General features: G+C 71.0%; 16 protein-coding genes, 1 tRNA gene and 1 pseudogene. 7 read left to right on the top strand and 11 right to left on the bottom strand.

Annotated features, from left to right (window positions below):
* Nucleotides 1–28: 28 nt before the first annotated feature.
* The 5 genes from OG904_RS14695 to OG904_RS14675 all read right to left on the bottom strand — a co-directional run bounded on the left by OG904_RS14695 (nt 29) and on the right by OG904_RS14675 (nt 5229).
* Nucleotides 29–373, bottom strand: a complete 345-nt coding sequence (locus OG904_RS14695) for a rhodanese-like domain-containing protein (RefSeq protein WP_405491009.1) — start codon at nt 371–373, stop codon at nt 29–31.
* A 61-nt stretch (nt 374–434) separates the two neighbouring features.
* Nucleotides 435–1262, bottom strand: a complete 828-nt coding sequence (locus tag OG904_RS14690) for a hypothetical protein (RefSeq protein ID WP_405491007.1) — start codon at nt 1260–1262, stop codon at nt 435–437.
* Nucleotides 1263–1360: 98 nt separating this feature from the next.
* Nucleotides 1361–2809, bottom strand: coding sequence for a DUF2252 domain-containing protein (locus OG904_RS14685; protein ID WP_405491005.1), 1449 nt, complete (start codon nt 2807–2809; stop codon nt 1361–1363).
* A 42-nt stretch (nt 2810–2851) separates the two neighbouring features.
* The gene (locus OG904_RS14680; protein WP_405491003.1) at nt 2852–3523 is read right to left on the bottom strand and encodes a response regulator; all 672 of its coding nucleotides are present in this window, start codon (nt 3521–3523) and stop codon (nt 2852–2854) included.
* Nucleotides 3523–5229, bottom strand: a complete 1707-nt coding sequence (locus OG904_RS14675) for a sensor histidine kinase (protein WP_405491001.1) — start codon at nt 5227–5229, stop codon at nt 3523–3525. The genes OG904_RS14680 and OG904_RS14675 overlap by 1 nt, the downstream gene beginning before the upstream one ends.
* Nucleotides 5230–5353: 124 nt before the next feature.
* Here OG904_RS14675 and OG904_RS14670 point away from each other — a divergent pair, with 124 nt between their 5' ends.
* Complete coding sequence (locus tag OG904_RS14670; protein WP_405490999.1) at nt 5354–6070, top strand: 4'-phosphopantetheinyl transferase family protein; 717 nt, start codon at nt 5354–5356, stop codon at nt 6068–6070.
* A 515-nt stretch (nt 6071–6585) separates the two neighbouring features.
* Here the strand turns inward: OG904_RS14670 and OG904_RS14665 are convergent.
* Nucleotides 6586–6668, bottom strand: a tRNA-Leu gene (locus tag OG904_RS14665).
* Nucleotides 6669–6960: 292 nt separating this feature from the next.
* On the opposite strand from OG904_RS14665, the gene OG904_RS14660 reads away from it, so the two are divergent.
* The 6 genes from OG904_RS14660 (at nt 6961) to pknB (ending at nt 15146) form a co-directional block, all read left to right on the top strand.
* Nucleotides 6961–7833: an FhaA domain-containing protein gene (locus tag OG904_RS14660; RefSeq protein WP_405490997.1), complete on the top strand. Its 873-nt coding sequence runs from the start codon at nt 6961–6963 to the stop codon at nt 7831–7833.
* Nucleotides 7834–7843: 10 nt separating this feature from the next.
* Nucleotides 7844–8347 (top strand): FHA domain-containing protein, encoded by a 504-nt coding sequence (locus OG904_RS14655; RefSeq protein ID WP_405490995.1) that lies wholly within the window; start codon nt 7844–7846, stop codon nt 8345–8347.
* Between the two features lie 141 nt (nt 8348–8488).
* Entirely contained in the window at nt 8489–9967 is a 1479-nt protein-coding gene (locus tag OG904_RS14650) for a PP2C family protein-serine/threonine phosphatase (RefSeq protein WP_405490993.1), read from the top strand.
* Between the two features lie 31 nt (nt 9968–9998).
* Nucleotides 9999–11423, top strand: coding sequence for an FtsW/RodA/SpoVE family cell cycle protein (locus tag OG904_RS14645; protein WP_405490991.1), 1425 nt, complete (start codon nt 9999–10001; stop codon nt 11421–11423).
* Nucleotides 11420–12886: a peptidoglycan D,D-transpeptidase FtsI family protein gene (locus OG904_RS14640; protein ID WP_405490989.1), complete on the top strand. Its 1467-nt coding sequence runs from the start codon at nt 11420–11422 to the stop codon at nt 12884–12886. The genes OG904_RS14645 and OG904_RS14640 overlap by 4 nt, the downstream gene beginning before the upstream one ends.
* A 226-nt stretch (nt 12887–13112) precedes the next feature.
* Nucleotides 13113–15146, top strand: a complete 2034-nt coding sequence (gene pknB, locus OG904_RS14635) for a Stk1 family PASTA domain-containing Ser/Thr kinase (protein ID WP_405490987.1) — start codon at nt 13113–13115, stop codon at nt 15144–15146.
* A gap of 94 nt (nt 15147–15240) precedes the next feature.
* Here pknB and OG904_RS14630 read toward each other — a convergent pair whose 3' ends face one another.
* The 5 genes and pseudogenes from OG904_RS14630 to OG904_RS14610 all read right to left on the bottom strand — a co-directional run bounded on the left by OG904_RS14630 (nt 15241) and on the right by OG904_RS14610 (nt 18391).
* Nucleotides 15241–15957: a class E sortase gene (locus OG904_RS14630; protein WP_405490985.1), complete on the bottom strand. Its 717-nt coding sequence runs from the start codon at nt 15955–15957 to the stop codon at nt 15241–15243.
* A 10-nt stretch (nt 15958–15967) separates the two neighbouring features.
* A pseudogene (locus tag OG904_RS14625) lies at nt 15968–16810 on the bottom strand (class E sortase); the annotation flags it as partial.
* Complete coding sequence (locus OG904_RS14620) at nt 16777–17415, bottom strand: aminodeoxychorismate/anthranilate synthase component II (RefSeq protein WP_405490983.1); 639 nt, start codon at nt 17413–17415, stop codon at nt 16777–16779. The gene OG904_RS14620 and the pseudogene OG904_RS14625, both read right to left, overlap by 34 nt.
* Complete coding sequence (locus OG904_RS14615; protein ID WP_383954876.1) at nt 17412–17588, bottom strand: hypothetical protein; 177 nt, start codon at nt 17586–17588, stop codon at nt 17412–17414. Before OG904_RS14615 ends, OG904_RS14620 begins: the two co-directional genes overlap by 4 nt.
* A 95-nt stretch (nt 17589–17683) precedes the next feature.
* Nucleotides 17684–18391 (bottom strand): class E sortase, encoded by a 708-nt coding sequence (locus OG904_RS14610; RefSeq protein WP_405490980.1) that lies wholly within the window; start codon nt 18389–18391, stop codon nt 17684–17686.
* Nucleotides 18392–18402: the final 11 nt, after the last annotated feature.

The following is an 18402-nucleotide window of genomic DNA, read 5'->3' as shown; positions in this document are numbered from 1 at the left end:
CGCCCGAGCCGCTCGCCCGAGCCGCTCGTCAGACGACGAAGCCCGGGGAGCCCGCGTCGGTGACGACCGGGCGGCCCGCGGCCTCCCAGTCCTGCATGCCGCCGTCCACGTTCACGGCGTCGATGTCCTGCCCCCGCAGGTACTGCACCACCTGCGCGGAGCGGCCGCCGACCCGGCACATCACGTAGACCGGGCGGTCGTCCTCGATCTTCTCGGTCAGCTCACCGATGCGCGCAACGAACTCGCTCATCGGGATGTGCAGCGCGTGCTTGGCATGGCCGGCCGCCCATTCGTCGTTCTCGCGAACGTCGAGGACAAAGGCATCGGCGGGCAGGGCGGAGGCGGCCACCGAGGGAAGCGGTCCGGGGTTCATAGCTGTCGCCTTCTCTCGTCACGGATAGGTGAGCCAACCTATCCGACCGGCCCGCGGCGGCTCACGGAGTGATCAGTACCGCCAGCTCCGCCTCACGCTTCGCGACATCGGCGAGCAGCTGCTCCGCGATCTCCTCCAGCAGCCGGTCCGGGTCCTCGGGGGCCATCCGCAGCATCGAACCGATCGCGCTGTCCTCCAGCTCCTTGGCCACCAGCGACAGCAGTTCCTTGCGCCGCGAGAGCCATTCCAGCCGCTCGTACAGCTCCTCGCTCTCGCTCAGCCGCGCGGCGGCCGGCGCCGGACCGTCCGCCCACTCCTGCGCCAGCTCGCGCAGCAGCTGCTCCTCGCCCCGCCCGTAGGCCGCGTTGACCCGCACGATGAAGGCGTCGCGCCGCTCGCGCTCGGCCTCGTCCTGGGCGAGGTCCGGATGCGCCTGGCGCACCAGCTCTCGGTAGAGGCGGCGTACCTCCTCCGTCGGGCGCACCCGCTCCGGCGGCCGCACCGCCCGGTCGGTGAGCATCGCGGACGCGTCGTCGGACATCCCGTCCGCATCGAGCCAGTCGTGGAACAGCTCGTCCACCCCGGGCATCGGCATCACCAGCGCGCGGGCCTCGCGCGCACGGCGCAGGTCCTCCGCGTCCCCGGTGCTCGCCGCCTTCGCCTCTGCGATCAGGGCGTCCAGCTCGTCGAGCCGCGAATACATCGGGCCGAGCTTCTGGTGGTGGAGGCGGGAGAAGTTCTCCACCTCCACTCGGAAGGTCTCCACCGCGATCTCGAATTCGATCAGCGCCTGCTCGGCGGCCCGCACGGCGCGCTCCAGGCGCGCCTCGGGCCGCTCGTCGGCAGCGGGGCCGGGCTCGGACGCTTCGGGAACTGTCTGCTCGCTCACCCGGCCAGCCTAAGGCCCTGCCGGGCGGGGTGTTTCACGTGAAACATCCGCCGGTTTCCCGACCGGCACGTTTCACGTGAAACATCGCCCCGGCGGGGTCAGACCCCGGACTCCGCCGCGATCCGCCCGGACCGCACGGCCGCCACCAGGACGGCGTGGTCGGCCTCGCTCCGGTCGGCGTAGGCCACGGCGAAGCCGGCCATCGCCTCGTCCAGCTCCTCGTTCTTGCCGCAGTACGCGGCCAGCAGCCGCGGATCCGCGCTGTGCGCGTGCGCCCGCGCCAGCAGGGCTCCGGTCATCCGCCCGTAGTCGTCTATCTGGTCGACGGCGAGCGCCGCCGGGTCCACGCTGCCCTTGCGGTTGCGGAACTGGCGGACCTGGAAGGGCCGCCCCTCCACCGTGGTCCAGCCCAGCAGGATGTCGGAGACCACCTGCATCCGCTTCTGCCCGTCCACCACCCGGCGGCCCTCGTGCTCCTCCGGCGGGGAGACGAAGCCCAGCCCCGGCAGGTGCGGCAGCAGCGCCGAGGGCCGGGCCTCCTTCACCTGGAGCACCAGCGCCTCGCCCCGGTGGTCCAGCAGCAGCACCACGTAGGAGCGGGTGCCGACGCTGCCGGTTCCCACCACCCGGAAGGCCACGTCGTGGATCGCGTACCGGGCCAGCAGCGGCAGCCGGTCGCCCTGCAGGGTCTCCAGGTACGGGCCCAGCGCGGCCGCCACGGCCGCCGCCTCCCCGTCCCCAACCCGGCGCAGCACAGGCAGCGCGTCCACGAAGGCCCGGCCCCCATCGGGCGTGACCTCGGTGGACTTGGCGGCGAACCGGGCGGAGGTGTTGTTGCGGGCTTTCTCCGAGACCCGTTCCAGCGTGCCCAGCAGGTCGCGGGCGTCGGTGTGCGAGACCAGTTCCTCATCCGCGATGGCGTTCCACGCGTCCAGGGCGGGCAGCTTGGCCAACAGCCGCATCGTGCGGCGGTAGGCACCGGCCGCGTCCAGTGCGGCCGCCCGGCAGGTGTCCTCGTCCGCGCCGGCCACCCGGCCGGCCGTCACCAGCGAGGTGGTCAGCCGCTTGAGGTCCCACTCCCACGGGCCGAAGACGGTCTCGTCGAAGTCGTTGAGGTCGATGACGAGCCGCCCGCGCGCGTCCCCGTACAGGCCGAAGTTGGCCGCGTGGGCGTCCCCGCAGATCTGCGCGCCGATCCCGGTCACCGGGCCGCCGGAGAGGTCGTGCGCCATCAGCCCGGCCGCCCCGCGCAGGAACGCGAAGGGATTGGCGGCCATCCGGCCGACCCGTATCGGCGTCAGCTCGGCGACCCGTCCGATATTGGACTCCTCCACCGCCCGGACCGCGTCCGGACGGTCGGCCGGGGCCTCGAAGCAGGCGTGCGCCGAGCGCGGCACCCGGATCCGCAGCGCCTTGCCGGCCTCCTTGGGCGAGCCGGTGGCCCGCGCCGCCGGGACCGCGGAGAACCGCTGCACGAACCCCCCGACCGCCGGGATCCGTTCCTTCGACTCCGGTTCCACCACGTGCTGCTCCGGTACCGCCGTCATGCGCCACGCCCCCTGATCGCCATCGGTTCGGCCCGACCGTATCTAGAGCCCGGCGTCCCTGGCCAGCAGGGCTGCCTGCACCCGGTTCTCACACTCCAGTTTCGCCAGGATCCGGCTCACGTACGTCTTCACCGTCGCCTCGCTCATGTGCAGCCGCCGCCCCGCGTCCGCGTTCGACAGCCCCTCCCCCAGCAGTGCCAGCACCCCGCGCTCGCGCTCGCTCAACTCGGCCACCCGGCGCCGGGCGTCCTCGCCGCGGCCCGCCTGCCGCCCGGACGCCAGCTGGTCGACCACGTGCCGGGTCGCCGCGGGAGAGAGGTACGCGTCCCCAGCCGCTGCCGCCCGTACCGCACCGATCAGTTCTCCGGGCGCCGAGTCCTTCAGCAGGAACCCCGCGCCGCCCCCGCTCAGCGCGCGCAGCACGTTCTCCCTCTCCCCGAAGGTGGTCAGGATCAGCACCCGCACCTCGGGCACTGCCCGCCCGAGCTCGGCCAGAGCCGTCAGCCCGTCCATGACCGGCATCTGGAGGTCCAGCAGCACCACGTCCGGCCCGTGTGCTCGGGCCAGCTCCACCGCCTCCCGGCCGTTCGCCGCCTCCGCGACGACCTCGATGTCCGCCGCCGAGGTCAGGATCATCCTGATCCCGGCCCGGATCAGCGGCTCGTCGTCAGCGATCACGACGCGGATCACCTTGGCTGTCACCCCTGCTCCCATTAGTCGGCCCGGTACGCCTGCTTCTCGATGAGCTTGCCGCCCTTGAAGCAGAACCGGAAAGCGCCGTTGCTGCCCAGGTTGGCATCATCGTCCGCCATCAGGGCCAGGCACGTCGCGCCCGGCGGCCGCGGCGGACCCTTCCGGGCGAGCCCCTCGGTCAGGATGCTGTCCCCGCTGGGCAGCCGCGAACGCACCGTGCCCTCCGGTTCGCCGATCTGGATGGCGTCGTAGTCGTCCTTGCTGATCGTCGCGTCGCTCACCGAGCCCACGAGCAGCGCCACCGCGGTGCCGAGCACGATCAGCAGCACCACCACGGCCGCGACCGCGATCCCGCAGCCCAGCACCACGCTCCCGGACCGGGTGTTCCCGCTCAGCAGTTTCCGGTCGATCACGGCCCAGTCCACCGGCACCGGGCCGCCACTGAGCATCCGGGGCTGCAACCCCTGCCCGAAGTCGTCGACCAATTCGCCCGCCCCGAGCTCACCCGCCCAGGCCTGCTGTACGCCGGCCGGCTCGGTCCCGTACGGGAGCACCCCGGCCACCCGGAAACCGCCGCCCTCGGTGGCCCCCGCGTAGACCATGCCGCCGACCAGCCGGGCCCGTTCGCGCAGCCCGGTCAGTCCCTGCCCGCCGGACACCACCTCGCCTGCGCCCGGTCCGGCCGCCGGGCCGTTGGCGATCTCCACCACCAGCGAGTCGTCCTCGTACCGCAGCTCCACCGTGATCGGCGCACCCGGAGCGTGCTTGTAGGCGTTGGTCAGCGCCTCCTGCGCGATCCGGTACGCCGCGTGGTCGCAGGCCGCGACCAGCGCCCTGGGCCGCCCCGCCGTCGTGAGCCGGACCTCGGTCCCCGCACTCCGCGCGGCCTCCACGATCCCGGTGATGCCCGCCACCCCGCGTGCGGCGGGCTGCGCCTCCTCCACCGGCTGCGGCGCCTCCACCCCGTCCCGCAGGATGCCGACCACCTCGCGCAGTTCGTGCATGGCCGCGACCGATGCCTGCCGCAGTACGCCCACCGCCTCGCGCTGCCGGTCGGTCAGCACCGGATCGACCTCCAGCGCACCGGTGTGCACCGAGATCAGCGCGAGCTGGTGGCCGAGGCTGTCGTGCATGTCCTGGGCGATGCGCTGGCGTTCGCGCAGCCGCGCCTGCCCCGCGACCATCGCCCGCTCGCGCAGCAGTTGGGCGTTGCGCTCCTGGAGCGCGCGCAGCAGCGTATTGCGCTGGGACCAGTAGCGGCTGGCCAGGCCGGGCATGACCACCGTGACCAGGAACATCAGCGTGCTGAAGACGACGATCAACACCGGGCGGCCCTGCGACCACTCCTTGACCACGCTGAGGACCAGCGCGGCGACGAAGGCCGCCGAGAAGGCGCCCAGCGCCCGCCCGACTCCGATGATGCGCCGCCCCGCCGACCAGCCGAGCGGAATCGCTACGAAGAAGGCCCCCGGCAGGTACACGCCCACCGCCGAGCCCAGCACCAGCGTGAGGACGGGCAGCCTGCGCCGCAGCAGCGTCAGTACCACCACGGCCACGGAACTCGCCAGCATCCGCGCCGCCGAGCCGTGGTCGAGCTCCTCGATCCCCAGCCCGAGCAACGCCAGCACGACGGCCAGTGCCAGATCCCCCACCAGCATCCGCCGGGTCCAGGGCTCGGGCCCCTTCAGCCAGTCCCGACCCGCGCGCGCCTTCGCCGTCACATCCACCCGCCCGACCCTAGACACCGCACCGCTCCCCGGTCCGCCCTCTTTAGTCGCGTCCCGCGAAACGAAAGTCTCCCGGCGCAGCACCCCTTGCCGGAGGGACGGCAGGCCCGCCTACTCTCATCGGATGAGCAGCCACGTGAACCACCTCGGCAGCGACGCACCACGCACCGGCGCCCTGCCGGTGGGCGCGGGCGCGGCGGTGTGGGCTCTGGACACCACCTCCGAGGTGGTCGGCGGGCATGCGACCGCCTCTGCCCTGCCCATGCTGGACGCCGACGAGCGGGACCGGGCCGGGCGGTTGCTGCAGGCGGCGGACCGGCAGCGCTACCTGGCTTCGCACGTGGGGCTCCGGGTGCTGCTCGGCGGGTACCTCGGGCTGGACCCGGCGCAGGTGACGCTGGTCCGCGAGACCTGCCCGTGCTGCGGCGGGCCGCACGGCCGGCCCGCCGTGGACGGGGGAGCACTGCACTTCTCCCTCTCCCACAGCGGCGACGTGGCCTACCTCGCCTTCGCGCGGGTGCCCGTCGGGGTCGACGTGGAGGCCGTTCCCCGCGCCGCCGCGGTGGCCGACGTCATGGGCGCCCTGCATCCGGCGGAGACCGCGGAGCTGACCGCGCTCCCCGAAGCGGACCGGCGGGTGGCGATGGGCCGGGTGTGGTCCCGCAAGGAGGCCTACCTCAAGGGCACCGGTACGGGCCTGGCGCTCGGCCTGGCGGACCCCTACGTCGGCTCCGGCCCGACCCCGGCAACCGTGCCCGGCTGGACCCTGACCGACCTCCCCGCCCCGCCCGGCTACGCGGCGGCCCTCGCCCTGCCCACCGCGGACCCGGCACCGCGCTGATGGCGCTGGTCCAATCCCTGTCGGCGTCCATCGCAGGTGGAGCGGGCCTACCTCCCCGGTATCCGATCCGACCAGTCCAGCAGCCGTGGCCGTCCCGGCCGACAGGGCGATGTGATCATGACCACGCGCTACCGACCGCCCTGGGCGCAGGTGGGTCTGCCCGCCATCGTCAAGCCCGCCACCGGCTGGAGCAGCCGGGACACCTACGCGATCTCCTCGCAGCAGGAGGCCGGGTCGGCCCTGGAGCGACTCACGGAACTGGTTCACCCACACCGGGGTGAAGCTGACCCCCGACGGGCCGGACATGATCGGGATCAACGGGAGGATCTCCGCACACGTGAACATGACGGCCCGCGAGGCCTGCGGGCTGGACCTCCCCGCGCACTGACAGCCCGCGCCGCGCCCCACAGCTCCGGGGGCTCGGGGCTCTCGCTCCGGGCAAAGCAAAACGGCCGCCATCGTGATCACGATGACGACCGTTTCGTCGTTACTGGGAACACCACCGGCGTTCCGAGTGGGCGAGGGGGGATTTGAACCCCCACGTCCCGAAGGACACTGGCACCTGAAGCCAGCGCGTCTGCCGTTCCGCCACTCGCCCGAGTAGCTACCAGTGGTTCTTCCCTTGCGGGCCGTTCCCCTGGCGACATCGGAACATTAGCACGTCGGACGGGGTGGATTCACATCGCTTTTCGTGCTCCCCAGGCCCCGCCCGACGACGGCCCCTCCCGCACTCGGCTCCGGGTGCGGGACACTGTCCTGGGGGCGCCCCTACGATCACTTGTGAGGACCAACACTCCTGTGCACGTGACGGTTGGGGAACCACCCGAATCCGCCACGCGTGGATACGATCAGTAAGCAGTACAGGGCGACAACGACGGAGGAGGTGCCCCATGGGAGTTCTGAAGCGGTTCGAGCAGCGACTCGAAGGTCTGGTGAACGGCACCTTCGCCAAGGTGTTCAAGTCCGAGGTCCAGCCGGTGGAAATCGCCGGCGCCCTCCAGCGGGAGTGCGACAACAACGCCACCATCTGGAACCGCGAGCGGACCGTCGTCCCCAACGACTTCATCGTGGAGCTGAGCACGGGCGACTACGAGCGCCTGAGCCCCTACTCGGGCCAGCTCGGCGACGAGCTCGCGGGCCTCGTCCGCGACTACGCCAAGCAGCAGCGCTACAGCTTCATGGGTCCGATCAAGGTACAGCTGGAGAAGGCCGACGACTTGGACACGGGTCTTTACCGGGTCCGCAGCCGCACGCTCGCCTCCAGCACCTCCCAGTCCCCGGGCCAGCAGGCTCCGGGCCAGGGACCGGGACAAGGCCCGGGCCAGGGACAGGGCCACCAGGCTCCCCCGGCCCAGCCCGGCGGATACGGATACCCTCCGGCCTCCGCGCCGCCCATGCCCGCCGGACCGCCCCCGGGCGGCCCCGGCGCACGCCGGCCGGGTCCCGGCGGACCGGCACCCCACGCTTCTCCCGGTGGCGCCGTACGGCGCCACTGGATCGAGATCAACGGTACCCGGCACCAGATCTCACGCCCTACGCTCGTACTCGGCCGAAGCACCGAAGCCGACGTGCGGATCGACGACCCCGGCGTATCGCGCCGGCACTGTGAGATCCGGACCGGAACGCCCTCGACGATCCAGGATCTCGGGTCCACCAACGGCATCGTGGTGGACGGGCAGCACACCACCCGCGCTACGCTCCGCGACGGTTCGCGGATCGTCGTGGGCAGCACCACCATCATTTACCGGCAAGCCGAAGGGTGAAGCGGGGGCAATGTCAGAGCTGACCCTGACGGTCATGCGGTTGGGTTTCCTGGCCGTTCTGTGGCTGTTCGTCATCGTGGCCGTCCAGGTCATCCGCAGCGATCTCTTCGGTACGAGAGTCACGCAGCGCGGTTCCCGACGCGGCGGGGGCGCCACCGGCGCCCCGCAGCAGCAGGGCCGCCAGAACGCGGCCCCACCGCAGCAGCGCCAGCGCCGCGGTGCACCCACCAAGCTCGTCGTGTCCGAGGGCACCCTCACGGGAACCACGGTGGCCCTCGCCGGCCAGACGATCACCCTGGGCCGGGCCCACGACTCCACGATCGTGCTGGACGACGACTACGCCTCCAGCAGGCATGCCAGGATCTACCCCGACCGTGACGGCCAGTGGATCGTCGAGGATCTCGGGTCCACCAACGGCACGTATCTCGACCGGACCCGGCTGACCACCCCGACGCCCATTCCGCCGGGCGCACCGATCCGCATCGGCAAGACCGTCATCGAGCTGCGGAAGTAGTACGAGAATGAGCGAGCGGAGCGAGCGAGCCGCAGCGGTCCGTCCCACCGGGGACCCGGACCCGAGCGCGCTCCCGACCGGAGGGTGGGCAGTGTGGCTCGAGACCGGTTGTACCCCGAGGCGTCGACAGGGCAGGTGCGCATGAGTCTGTCCCTGCGGTTCGCCGCCGGATCGCACAAGGGCATGATCCGCGAGGGCAACGAGGACTCCGGCTACGCCGGTCCGCGTCTCCTCGCGATCGCCGACGGCATGGGCGGCCAGGCCGCCGGTGAAGTCGCCAGCTCCGAGGTGATCTCCACGCTCGTGCAGCTCGACGACGACGTGCCGGGCTCGGACATCCTCACCGCGCTCAGCACCGCCGTGCAGCGCGCCAACGACCAGCTGCGCGTCATGGTCGAGGAGGACCCACAGCTCGAAGGCATGGGCACCACGCTCACCGCCCTGCTCTGGACGGGCCAGCGCCTCGGCCTGGTCCACGTCGGGGACTCCCGCGCCTACCTGCTCCGCGACGGCATCCTCACGCAGATCACCCAGGACCACACCTGGGTCCAGCGCCTCGTCGACGAGGGCCGGATCACCGAAGAGGAAGCCACCACCCACCCGCAGCGCTCGCTGCTGATGAGAGCGCTCGGCAGCGGCGACATCGTCGAGCCCGACCTCTCCATCCGCGAGGTCCGGGTCGGCGACCGCTACCTCATCTGCTCCGACGGGCTCTCCGGCGTCGTCTCCCACCAGACCCTGGAAGAGACCCTCGCCGACTACCACGGCCCCCGCGAGACCGTGGCCTCGCTCATCCAGCTCGCACTGCGCGGCGGCGGCCCCGACAACATCACCTGCATCGTGGCCGACGTCCTCGACACCGACAGCGGCGACACCCTGGCCGCGCAGGTCAACGACACCCCGGTCGTCGTCGGCGCGGTCGCCGAGAACCAGCACCACCAGCTCTTCGACGGCGGCAACGCCATGCAGACGCCGGCCGGCCGCGCCTCCGGCCTCGGCCGCCAGGCCCCCCCGCCCGCCGGCGCCTTCGGCCCCCCCGGCAGCGGCGAGGCCCCCGGCTACGGCGGTTACGGCGCCCAGGGACAGGGCGGCGGAGCCGACGGCGGGTACGGCAGCTTCGGCGAGCCCGACCCGTACGACGGCGACGCGGGCTACGAGGACACGTACGACCGCCCGCGCAGGCGTCGCGGCAAAGGGCGCAAGTGGACCACCCGCACGCTCACGCTGCTCGTGGTCCTCGGCGTCATCGGCGGCGGCCTGTACGCGGGCTACCGCTGGACCCAGACGCAGTTCTACGTCGGCGCCAAGGGCGAGCACGTCGCGCTCTTCCGCGGGATCAGCCAGAAGCTCGGCCCGCTGGAGCTCTCCAAGGTGGAGACCGACCGCCCCGACATCGAACTGAAGTACCTGCCGCCCTTCAAGCGCAAGCTCGTCCAGGACACCATCAGCGAGAGCAGCCTCGACGGTGCCCGCACGAAGATCGACGAGCTCGGCACCCAGGCCTCCGCGTGCAAGAAGGACGAGGAGCGCCGCGCCGCCGAAGCGCAGAACAACCAAACGCCGGGCCCCGCCCTGACTGCCGCCGAGCAGCAGGTCGTCGGCTCGTGCGAGAAGCAGTAGACATACGCGGGCACAGGGGGCCTGCCACACCATGAGCGTTGTCACCAACACGACCACCATCGGCGCCATCGAGCTGCCGAGCCGGCGGAACACCGAGCTCCTGCTGCTCGCCTTCGCCGTGGTCATCCCGATCTTCGCCTACGCCAACGCGGGCCTGTCGATCCACGGGAAGCTGCCCCCGGGCATGCTCACCTACGGGCTCGGCCTCGGCGTTCTCGCGGGCCTCGCCCACCTCGTCGTACGCCGCTACGCCAAGTACGCCGATCCCCTGCTGCTGCCGATCGCCACGCTGCTCAACGGGCTGGGCCTGGTCCTGATCTGGCGCCTCGACCAGTCGGAGAGGCTGCAGAACCTCGCGAAGCGGTCCTTCGGCGTCTTCTCCGAGTCCGCGCCCCGGCAGATGATGTACACGGGCCTGGCCATCGCCCTGTTCGCGGGCGTGCTGCTGGTCCTCAAGGACCACCGGGTGCTCCAGCGGTTCACGTACATCTCGATGGCCGCCTCGCTGGTCCTGCTGATCCTGCCCGTGATCCCGGGTCTGGGAGCCGACGTCTTCGGCGCCAAGATCTGGATCAGCGTCGGCGGGTTCTCGATCCAGCCCGGCGAGTTCGCCAAGATCGTCATCGCCGTCTTCTTCGCCGGCTACCTGATGGTCAAGCGCGACGCCCTGGCCCTGGCCAGCCGCCGCTTCATGGGCCTCTACCTGCCGCGCGGCCGCGACCTCGGCCCGATCCTGATGATCTGGGCGATGAGCCTGCTGGTGCTGGTCTTCGAGAACGACCTCGGCACCTCGCTGCTCTTCTTCGGCATGTTCGTGATCATGCTGTACGTGGCCACCGAGCGCACCAGCTGGATCGTGATCGGCCTGCTCATGAGCGTGGGCGGCGCCACCGTGGTCGGCGCCACCGCCAGCCACGTCAAGGCCCGCGTCACCGCCTGGCTCGACCCCTTCGCCTGCTACAGCAAGTCCGGCGCCTGCGAGCAGGTCGGCCAGTCCATCATGAGCTTCGGTTCCGGCGGGGTCCTCGGCACCGGCTGGGGCCAGGGCAACTCCGACCTCATCGGCTTCGCCGCCAACTCCGACTTCATCTTCGCCACCGTCGGCGAGGAGCTCGGACTCGCCGGGGTCATGGCCTTCCTCCTGCTCTACGGCCTGATCATCGAGCGGGGCGTGCGCACCGCGCTGGCCGCCCGGGACCCCTTCGGCAAGCTCTTCGCCATCGGCCTCTCCGGCGCCTTCGCACTCCAGATCTTCGTCGTCGCCGGCGGAGTCATGGGCCTCATCCCCCTCACCGGCATGACCATGCCCTTCCTCGCGTCGGGCGGCTCCTCCGTCCTCGCGAACTGGATCCTCATCGCCATCCTCATCCGGATCAGCGACACCGCACGCCGCCCTGCCCCGGCCCCGGCACCGTCCCCCGACTCCGAGATGACCCAGGTGGTCCGCCCGTCATGAACAAGCCCCTGCGCCGCATCTCGATCTTCTGCGGGCTGCTCGTCCTGGCACTGCTCGTGCGGACCAACTGGCTCCAGTACGTCAAGGCCGAGGACCTGAGCACCCGCAAGGAGAACCGCCGGGTCCAGATCGCCCAGTACGCCACCGAGCGCGGCAACATCATCGTCCAGGGCAACCCGATCACCGGCTCCGCCGTCACCGACGGCAGCGACTACAAGTACAAGCGGACCTACCTCAACGGCCCGCTCTGGGCTCCGGTGACCGGCTACGCCTCGCAGGCCTTCGGCTCCACCCAGCTGGAGTCCCTCGAGGACCAGATCCTGACCGGCAACGACGACCGGCTCTTCTTCGACCGCACCATCGGCATGTTCACCGGCGAGAAGAAGCAGGGCGGCAACGTCGTCACCACGCTCAACGCCGCCGCGCAGGAAGCCGCCTTCAAGCAGCTCGGCGACAAGAAGGGCGCGGTCGCGGCGATCGACCCGCGCACCGGCGCGATCCTCGCCCTGGTCAGCACCCCCTCGTACGACCCCTCCGTCTTCGCCGGCAACTCGAAGAACGACGAGAAGGCCTGGGTCGAACTGAAGGACAGCGAGGACAAGAAGCTGGTCAACCGCGCCCTGCGCGAAACCTACCCGCCCGGCTCCACCTTCAAGGTCGTCACCGCCGCCGCGGCCCTGGAGAACGGCATCGTCACGGACATCGACGCGCCGACCGACACCCCCGAGCCGTACATCCTGCCGGGCACCCAGACCCCGATGGAGAACCACGCCAGCGGGTGCGAGAAGGCCAGCCTCAACGAGGCCCTGCGCGTCTCCTGCAACTCCGTGTTCGCCAACGTGGGCAACAAGGTGGGGCGGGACAACATGGTGAAGACCGCCGAGAAGTTCGGCTTCAACAACGACAAGATCGACACCCCGGTCCGCGCCTTCGCCAGCGTCTACGACAAGACCATGAGCAAGGACGGCAACGCCCTCAGCTCCATCGGCCAGTTCAACACCGCGGCCACCCCGCTGCAGATGGCCATGGTCACCGCCGCCATCGCCAACGACGGCAAGCTGATGAAGCCGTACATGGTCGACACGCTGACCTCGCCCAACCTCGACCTCATCGAGAAGCACGAGCCGCAGGAGATGAGCCGGCCGGTCTCCGCCGAGAACGCGAAGAAGATCCAGCAGATGATGGTCAACGTCGTCGAGAAGGGCACCGGCACCACCGCCCGGATCAAGGGCACCGTGGTCGGCGGGAAGACCGGTACCGCCCAGCACGGCGAGGGCAACAAGAAGCGCCCGTACGCCTGGTTCATCTCCTACGCCGAGAACCCCGACGGCAGCTCGCCCGTCGCCGTCGCCGTGGTCATCGAGGACAGCAGCGCGGACCGCGAGGACATCAGCGGTGCCGGTCTCGCCGCCCCCGTGGCGAAGGCCGTGATGGAAGCCGTCCTGAAGAGCAACAAGGGGTGACGGACCGGTGACGGGCGGGGCCGCGCACCACGCGAGTGGCGCAAGGGACGCAGGAGTGTGATCCGGATCACTTTTCTCGCCCGGATCCGAGCGTACGGTACCGGTCCGGTATCAGCCTGTGGTCACGAACCGATCACCGACGATCGGCCGGTAGCCTTTGCGCGAACAGCACACCGCCGGACCACACACGGGTGCGGTCGGGACTGACGGAGAGGGCTGCAACGTTATGGAAGAGCCGCGTCGCCTCGGCGGCCGGTACGAGCTGAGCCACGTGCTCGGCCGCGGTGGCATGGCCGAGGTCTACCTCGCCCACGACACCCGGCTCGGCCGTACCGTCGCCGTCAAGACCCTGCGCGCCGATCTCGCCCGCGACCCGTCCTTCCAGGCCCGGTTCCGTCGCGAGGCCCAGTCGGCCGCGTCGCTCAACCACCCGGCGATCGTCGCGGTGTACGACACCGGCGAGGACTACGTCGACAACATCTCCATCCCGTACATCGTGATGGAGTACGTCGACGGCTCGACCCTGCGCGAGCTCCTGCACTCCGGCCGCAAGCTGCTGCCCGAGCGCACCCTGGAGATGTGCATCGGCATCCTCCAGGCGCTGGAGTACTCCCACCGCGCCGGCATCGTGCACCGTGACATCAAGCCCGCCAACGTCATGCTGACCCGCTCCGGCCAGGTCAAGGTCATGGACTTCGGCATCGCCCGCGCCATGGGCGACTCCGGCATGACCATGACGCAGACCGCCGCCGTCATCGGCACCGCCCAGTACCTCTCCCCGGAGCAGGCCAAGGGCGAGCAGGTCGACGCACGCTCCGACCTCTACTCGGCCGGCTGCCTGCTCTACGAGCTCCTCAGCGTCCGGCCGCCCTTCATCGGCGACTCCCCGGTCGCCGTCGCCTACCAGCACGTACGGGAAGAGCCCCAGCCCCCGTCGAACTTCGACCCCGAGATCACGCCCGAGATGGACGCGATCGTGCTGAAGGCGCTGGTCAAGGACCCCGACTACCGCTACCAGTCCGCCGACGAGATGCGCGCCGACATCGAGGCCTGCCTCGACGGCCAGCCCGTCGCCGCCACCGCCTCCATGGGCCAGGCCGGCTACGGCTACCCCGACCAGGGACACGGTTACGGACACCAGGGCTACGACCAGCCCACCACCGCCCTGCGCGCCACCGACCCCAACCAGACCTCCATGCTGCCCCCGATGCCCCCGGGCGACGGCGGCTACGGGTACGGGGACCAGGGCGGGTACGACCAGGGCGGCCACGGCCGGCGCCCGCAGAAGAAGAGCAGGACCTCCACGATCCTGCTGGTGACCGCCGGCGTCCTCGTACTGGTCGGCGCGATCCTCATCGGGCGCGCGCTCTTCCCCGGCAACGGCGTCGACAACCGGCCCGCGGTGCCCAAGCTCATCGGTGAGACCTTCGAGCAGGCCCAGAAGAACGCCGACAACGTCGGGCTCACCGTCCAGAAGGACGGCGAGATGCCCTGCGACGCCGCGCCCAAGGGCAGCGTCTGCGAGCAGACCCCGGCCGAGGGCACCAAGGTCGACAAGAAGTCCGCCGTGAAGGTGAAGATCTCCACCGGCGCACCCAAGGTCGCCGTTCCGAACGTCGTCAACCTGGCGGTCGCCGACGCGGAGAAGGCGCTCCAGGACAAGGGCTTCCAGGTCGAGAAGAAGTTGGTCGAGTCCGAGCGGGCACCCGGCACCGTCATCGACCAGAACCCGAAGAGCGGCGAGGCCGAGAAGGGCTCGACGGTCACCCTCCAGGTGGCCAAGGAAGCCGCCAAGGCGACCGTCCCGGACCTGACGGGCAAGAGCCGCGAGGACGCCGTCAAGGCGCTCACCGCCGCCAAGCTGAAGCTCGGCAGCACCACGGAGGTGGACGCGCCCCTGGGCACGGCCCCGAAGACGGTGATCTCGCAGGACCCCACCCCCAACAGCTCGGTGGACGTCGGCACGACGGTCAACATCTCCATCGCCAAGGCGGCCCAGCAGGTCCAGGTCCCGAACCTGGTCGGCAGGACCATCAACCAGGCCAGGGCCGAGCTCGCCTCCAAGGGTCTGATCTTCGGATCCGTCCTGTCGGGCCCCTCGGAAGGCAAGTCGAAGATCCTGAGCACGGACCCGATGATCGGCAGCCTGGTCACCCCCGGCACCGTGATCAACGTGACCACCGTGGACGGCGGGAACAACGGCGGCAACGGCGGCAACGGCGGTGGCAACGGCGGCTTCTTCGGAGGCCTGGGCGGCTGACCACCACCGCCGCCCGGGGAGGCGCCACAGCCGTCCCCAGGGGCCTTCTGGAGGCCTGGAGCACCGCAGTGCGGGCTCCAGGCCTCCGCTGTTCCTAGCGGAGCTCCGCCGGCGGGGTGCGCTTGGCGTCGACCTTCTCCGTGCGGACCAGCTCGCCCCACACGATGTAGCGGTACTTCGAGGTGTACACGGGCGTGCAGGTGGTGAGGGTGATGTAGCGCCCCGGCGCCGTCCTGCCCGACTCCTTGGGGACCGGGCCGATGGCGTCCACGTTGTACTTCGACGTCTGGCTGAGCTCGGCGAAGACCTTGTACACGTACCAGCTGTCACGGGTCTCGAAGACGACCGCGTCACCGTTCTTCAGCTTGTCGATGTTGTGGAACTTGGCCCCGTGCCCGTCCCGGTGCGCCGCCAGCGTGAAGTTGCCCGCCGGTTCCCACGGCAGCGCCGACTTGACCGGCTCCGTGTAGTACCCCGCGACGCCGTCGTTCAGGACGTCCGAGCCGGTGCCCGGCTTGACCAGCACCTCGCCGTTCTTCATCGCCGGCACGTGCAGGAAGCCGATGCCGCCCTGGGTGTCCAGCGCACCCGGCCCGGCGGACGCCGACGGCGCGGGCGCCGGGTTGTTCCACTGCTGGCGCACCGCGTCGCCGCGCGCGGAGGCGTCCCGGTCCGCGAGGACGTTCGTCCACCACAGCGAGTACGCCACGAACAGGCCGAGCACCAGGCCCACCGTGATCAGGAGCTCGCCCAGCAGGCTCAGGAGCCCCGCGAGCACACTGCGGTTCGGGGGCGGTGCGGCACGTGACACTGCGGATCCTCTACGGGCTGGTCAGCTCGGGCGGAGCGCCCTGGCTGCGGGGGCGTTCACCGGTCATCCTGCCCCATACGATCATCCGATACGTGCTGGTGAACTCCGGCGTGCACGTGGTCAGGGTGATGTAGCGGCCGGGAGCCGTGAAGCCCGATCCGACCGGCACCGGTTTGATGACCGAGACGTTCGACGGCGGGGTCTGCGCGAGCTGCGAGGTCATCTCGTACGTGTAGTACGCGTCCCGGGTCTCGACCACGATCTTGTCCCCCGGCACCAGCCGGTTGATGTAGCGGAACGGTTCGCCGTGCGTGTTCCGGTGGCCCGCGAGCGCGAAGTTGCCCTGCGGGTCGGCCGGCATCGCCGTCCTGAACGGCTCCGCGCCGTAGTGGCCGACCAGCCCCTTGTCGAGGACCTTCGCCTTGTTCGTCCCCTCCGCCACCGGCACCTTCACGTCCAGCTTCGGGATATACAGGATCGCGAAGCCCTGCCCGGGCTCGAAGGCCGCCACGGGCGGGGCGGCCGCACCGCCCGGATTGCGGTCCCAGTTCTGGAGCAGCGAGCCGGCGGCGTCATCGGCCGCCCGGCCCGCCAGGAAGTTCGTGTACCAGAGCTGGTAGCCGACGAAGAGCAGCATCACCAGGCCCAGCGTGATGAACAGCTCCCCGGCCACCCGGCTGGCGACCACGACCGGCCCGCCCGAGGCCGGCCGCCTGCGCCGCCGGCCCCGGCCCCGCGCACGCGTGCGCTTCGCGGCCTCCTGCGCTGCCCTGCGTCGCGCGGCCCTGCCCTCGGTGGGCGCGGACGGCGCGAGCACGGTCATGCGACGGCCTTGCCCACCACCGGGGCGAGCCCCACCGAACGCTCCACCGCACCCGCGTCACCGCAGCGCACCAGCCAGTTCGCGAGCATCCGGTGGCCCCACTCGGTCAGCACCGACTCGGGGTGGAACTGCACCCCCTCGACGTCGTGCTCGCGGTGGCGCAGGCCCATGATGATCCCGTCCTCGGTCCGCGCGGTGACCTCCAGGATGTCCGGGAGGGTCGGCGGCTCGGCCGCGAGGGAGTGGTACCGGGTCGCGGTGAAGGGCGAGGGCAGTCCCTCGAAGACGCCGAGGCCCTCGTGGACCACGGGCGAGGTCTTGCCGTGCAGCAGTTCCGGAGCCCGGCCGACGACGCCTCCGTAGGCCACGGCCATCGACTGCATGCCGAGGCAGACGCCGAAGACCGGTACCCCGGTGTCCGCGCAGTGGCGGACCATCTCGACGCAGACCCCGGCCTCCTCGGGTGTCCCGGGGCCCGGGGACAGCAGGACGCCGTCGAAGCCGTCCTGGGCGTGGGCGAGCTCGACCTCGTCGTTGCGCAGCACCTCGCACTCGGCGCCGAGCTGGTAGAGGTACTGGACCAGGTTGAAGACAAAGCTGTCGTAATTGTCGACAACCAGAATGCGCGCGCTCACGGAGTGGCTCCCGATCCTTCGTCCACCGTCACATCGTTGAACGGGAGCAGCGGCTCGGCCCACGGGAAGACGTACTGGAACAGCACGAACACCACCGCGAGCACCAGTACGAGGGAGATCGCCACGCGTACCCACGCGTTTCCCGGCAGATGCCGCCAGATCCAGCCGTACATGCCGCCTGTGTCCTTTTCGTCCACGATCGTTCAACGCACCGCGGGGGCGGTACGTCCACAGCCTAAAGCCAGCCGCCCGGACCGTGGGGTCACCTTTACAAACCCTCGGGCCTGCCCTGTGCGAGGGTCCGCGTCCCGGTCAGCTCGGCCCACACCACCAGGCGGTGGCTGTGGCCCCATTCCGGGTCGCAGGTGGTCAGGGTCAGGTACCGGCCGGGCCCGCCGAAGGGGGAGCGCCGCGGCACCGGATCGACCACGCCGACCTCCGTCGGGAGCGTGCGCAGCGGCTCCGAGCGGACGGTGTACGTGTACCAGGTGGTGGCGTCCTTGAGGATCACGGCGTCGCCGGGGCGCAGCTCCGGGATGTCCTTGAAGGGGTCGCCGTACGTGCGCCGGTGGCCGGCCACCGCGAAGTTCCCGGTCTCCCCGAGGCCGGCCGTGCCGGCGTAGTGGCCCAGGCCCTTCTTCAGCAGGTCCGTGCCCGTGCCCTCCAGGACCGGCTTGTTCCAGTCCGGGCCGAAGCGCGGGACGTACATCTCGGCGAAGGGCTGACCCGGGGCGTAGGCCGCGGGCCGCGGTGCGGCCGGGGGGGCCGTGGAGGGGGCCCGGGAAGGGGCCGGAGCGGGCCCGGGGGCGGCCGCGGGCGCCGCCGACCAGCGGTCGCGCATGCGGGCCATCTCCCCGTCCATGGCCTGGTCCGCCTTGACCCCGGTCCACAGCAGTACGTAGGCCACGAAGAGCACGATCAGCGAGCCCGCGGTCAGGCACACCTCGCTGAACGTCCGTACCAGCAGGCGCGGCACGTCGACGTGAC

The sequence above is a fragment of the Streptomyces sp. NBC_00096 genome, from assembly GCF_045041305.1.
Classification (GTDB): domain Bacteria; phylum Actinomycetota; class Actinomycetes; order Streptomycetales; family Streptomycetaceae; genus Streptomyces.
This window is presented reverse-complemented; position numbering and strand designations above follow the sequence as displayed.

Coding starts and splice junctions, on each gene's coding strand:
- OG904_RS14670 (WP_405490999.1), top strand. CDS start 5,354: ATGAGCAGCCACGTGAACCACCTCGGCAGCGACGCACCACGCACCGGC.
- OG904_RS14680 (WP_405491003.1), bottom strand. CDS start 3,523: ATGGGAGCAGGGGTGACAGCCAAGGTGATCCGCGTCGTGATCGCTGAC.
- OG904_RS14650 (WP_405490993.1), top strand. CDS start 8,489: ATGAGTCTGTCCCTGCGGTTCGCCGCCGGATCGCACAAGGGCATGATC.
- OG904_RS14660 (WP_405490997.1), top strand. CDS start 6,961: ATGGGAGTTCTGAAGCGGTTCGAGCAGCGACTCGAAGGTCTGGTGAAC.
- OG904_RS14645 (WP_405490991.1), top strand. CDS start 9,999: ATGAGCGTTGTCACCAACACGACCACCATCGGCGCCATCGAGCTGCCG.
- OG904_RS14655 (WP_405490995.1), top strand. CDS start 7,844: ATGTCAGAGCTGACCCTGACGGTCATGCGGTTGGGTTTCCTGGCCGTT.
- pknB (WP_405490987.1), top strand. CDS start 13,113: ATGGAAGAGCCGCGTCGCCTCGGCGGCCGGTACGAGCTGAGCCACGTG.
- OG904_RS14695 (WP_405491009.1), bottom strand. CDS start 373: ATGAACCCCGGACCGCTTCCCTCGGTGGCCGCCTCCGCCCTGCCCGCC.
- OG904_RS14685 (WP_405491005.1), bottom strand. CDS start 2,809: ATGACGGCGGTACCGGAGCAGCACGTGGTGGAACCGGAGTCGAAGGAA.
- OG904_RS14640 (WP_405490989.1), top strand. CDS start 11,420: ATGAACAAGCCCCTGCGCCGCATCTCGATCTTCTGCGGGCTGCTCGTC.
- OG904_RS14615 (WP_383954876.1), bottom strand. CDS start 17,588: ATGTACGGCTGGATCTGGCGGCATCTGCCGGGAAACGCGTGGGTACGC.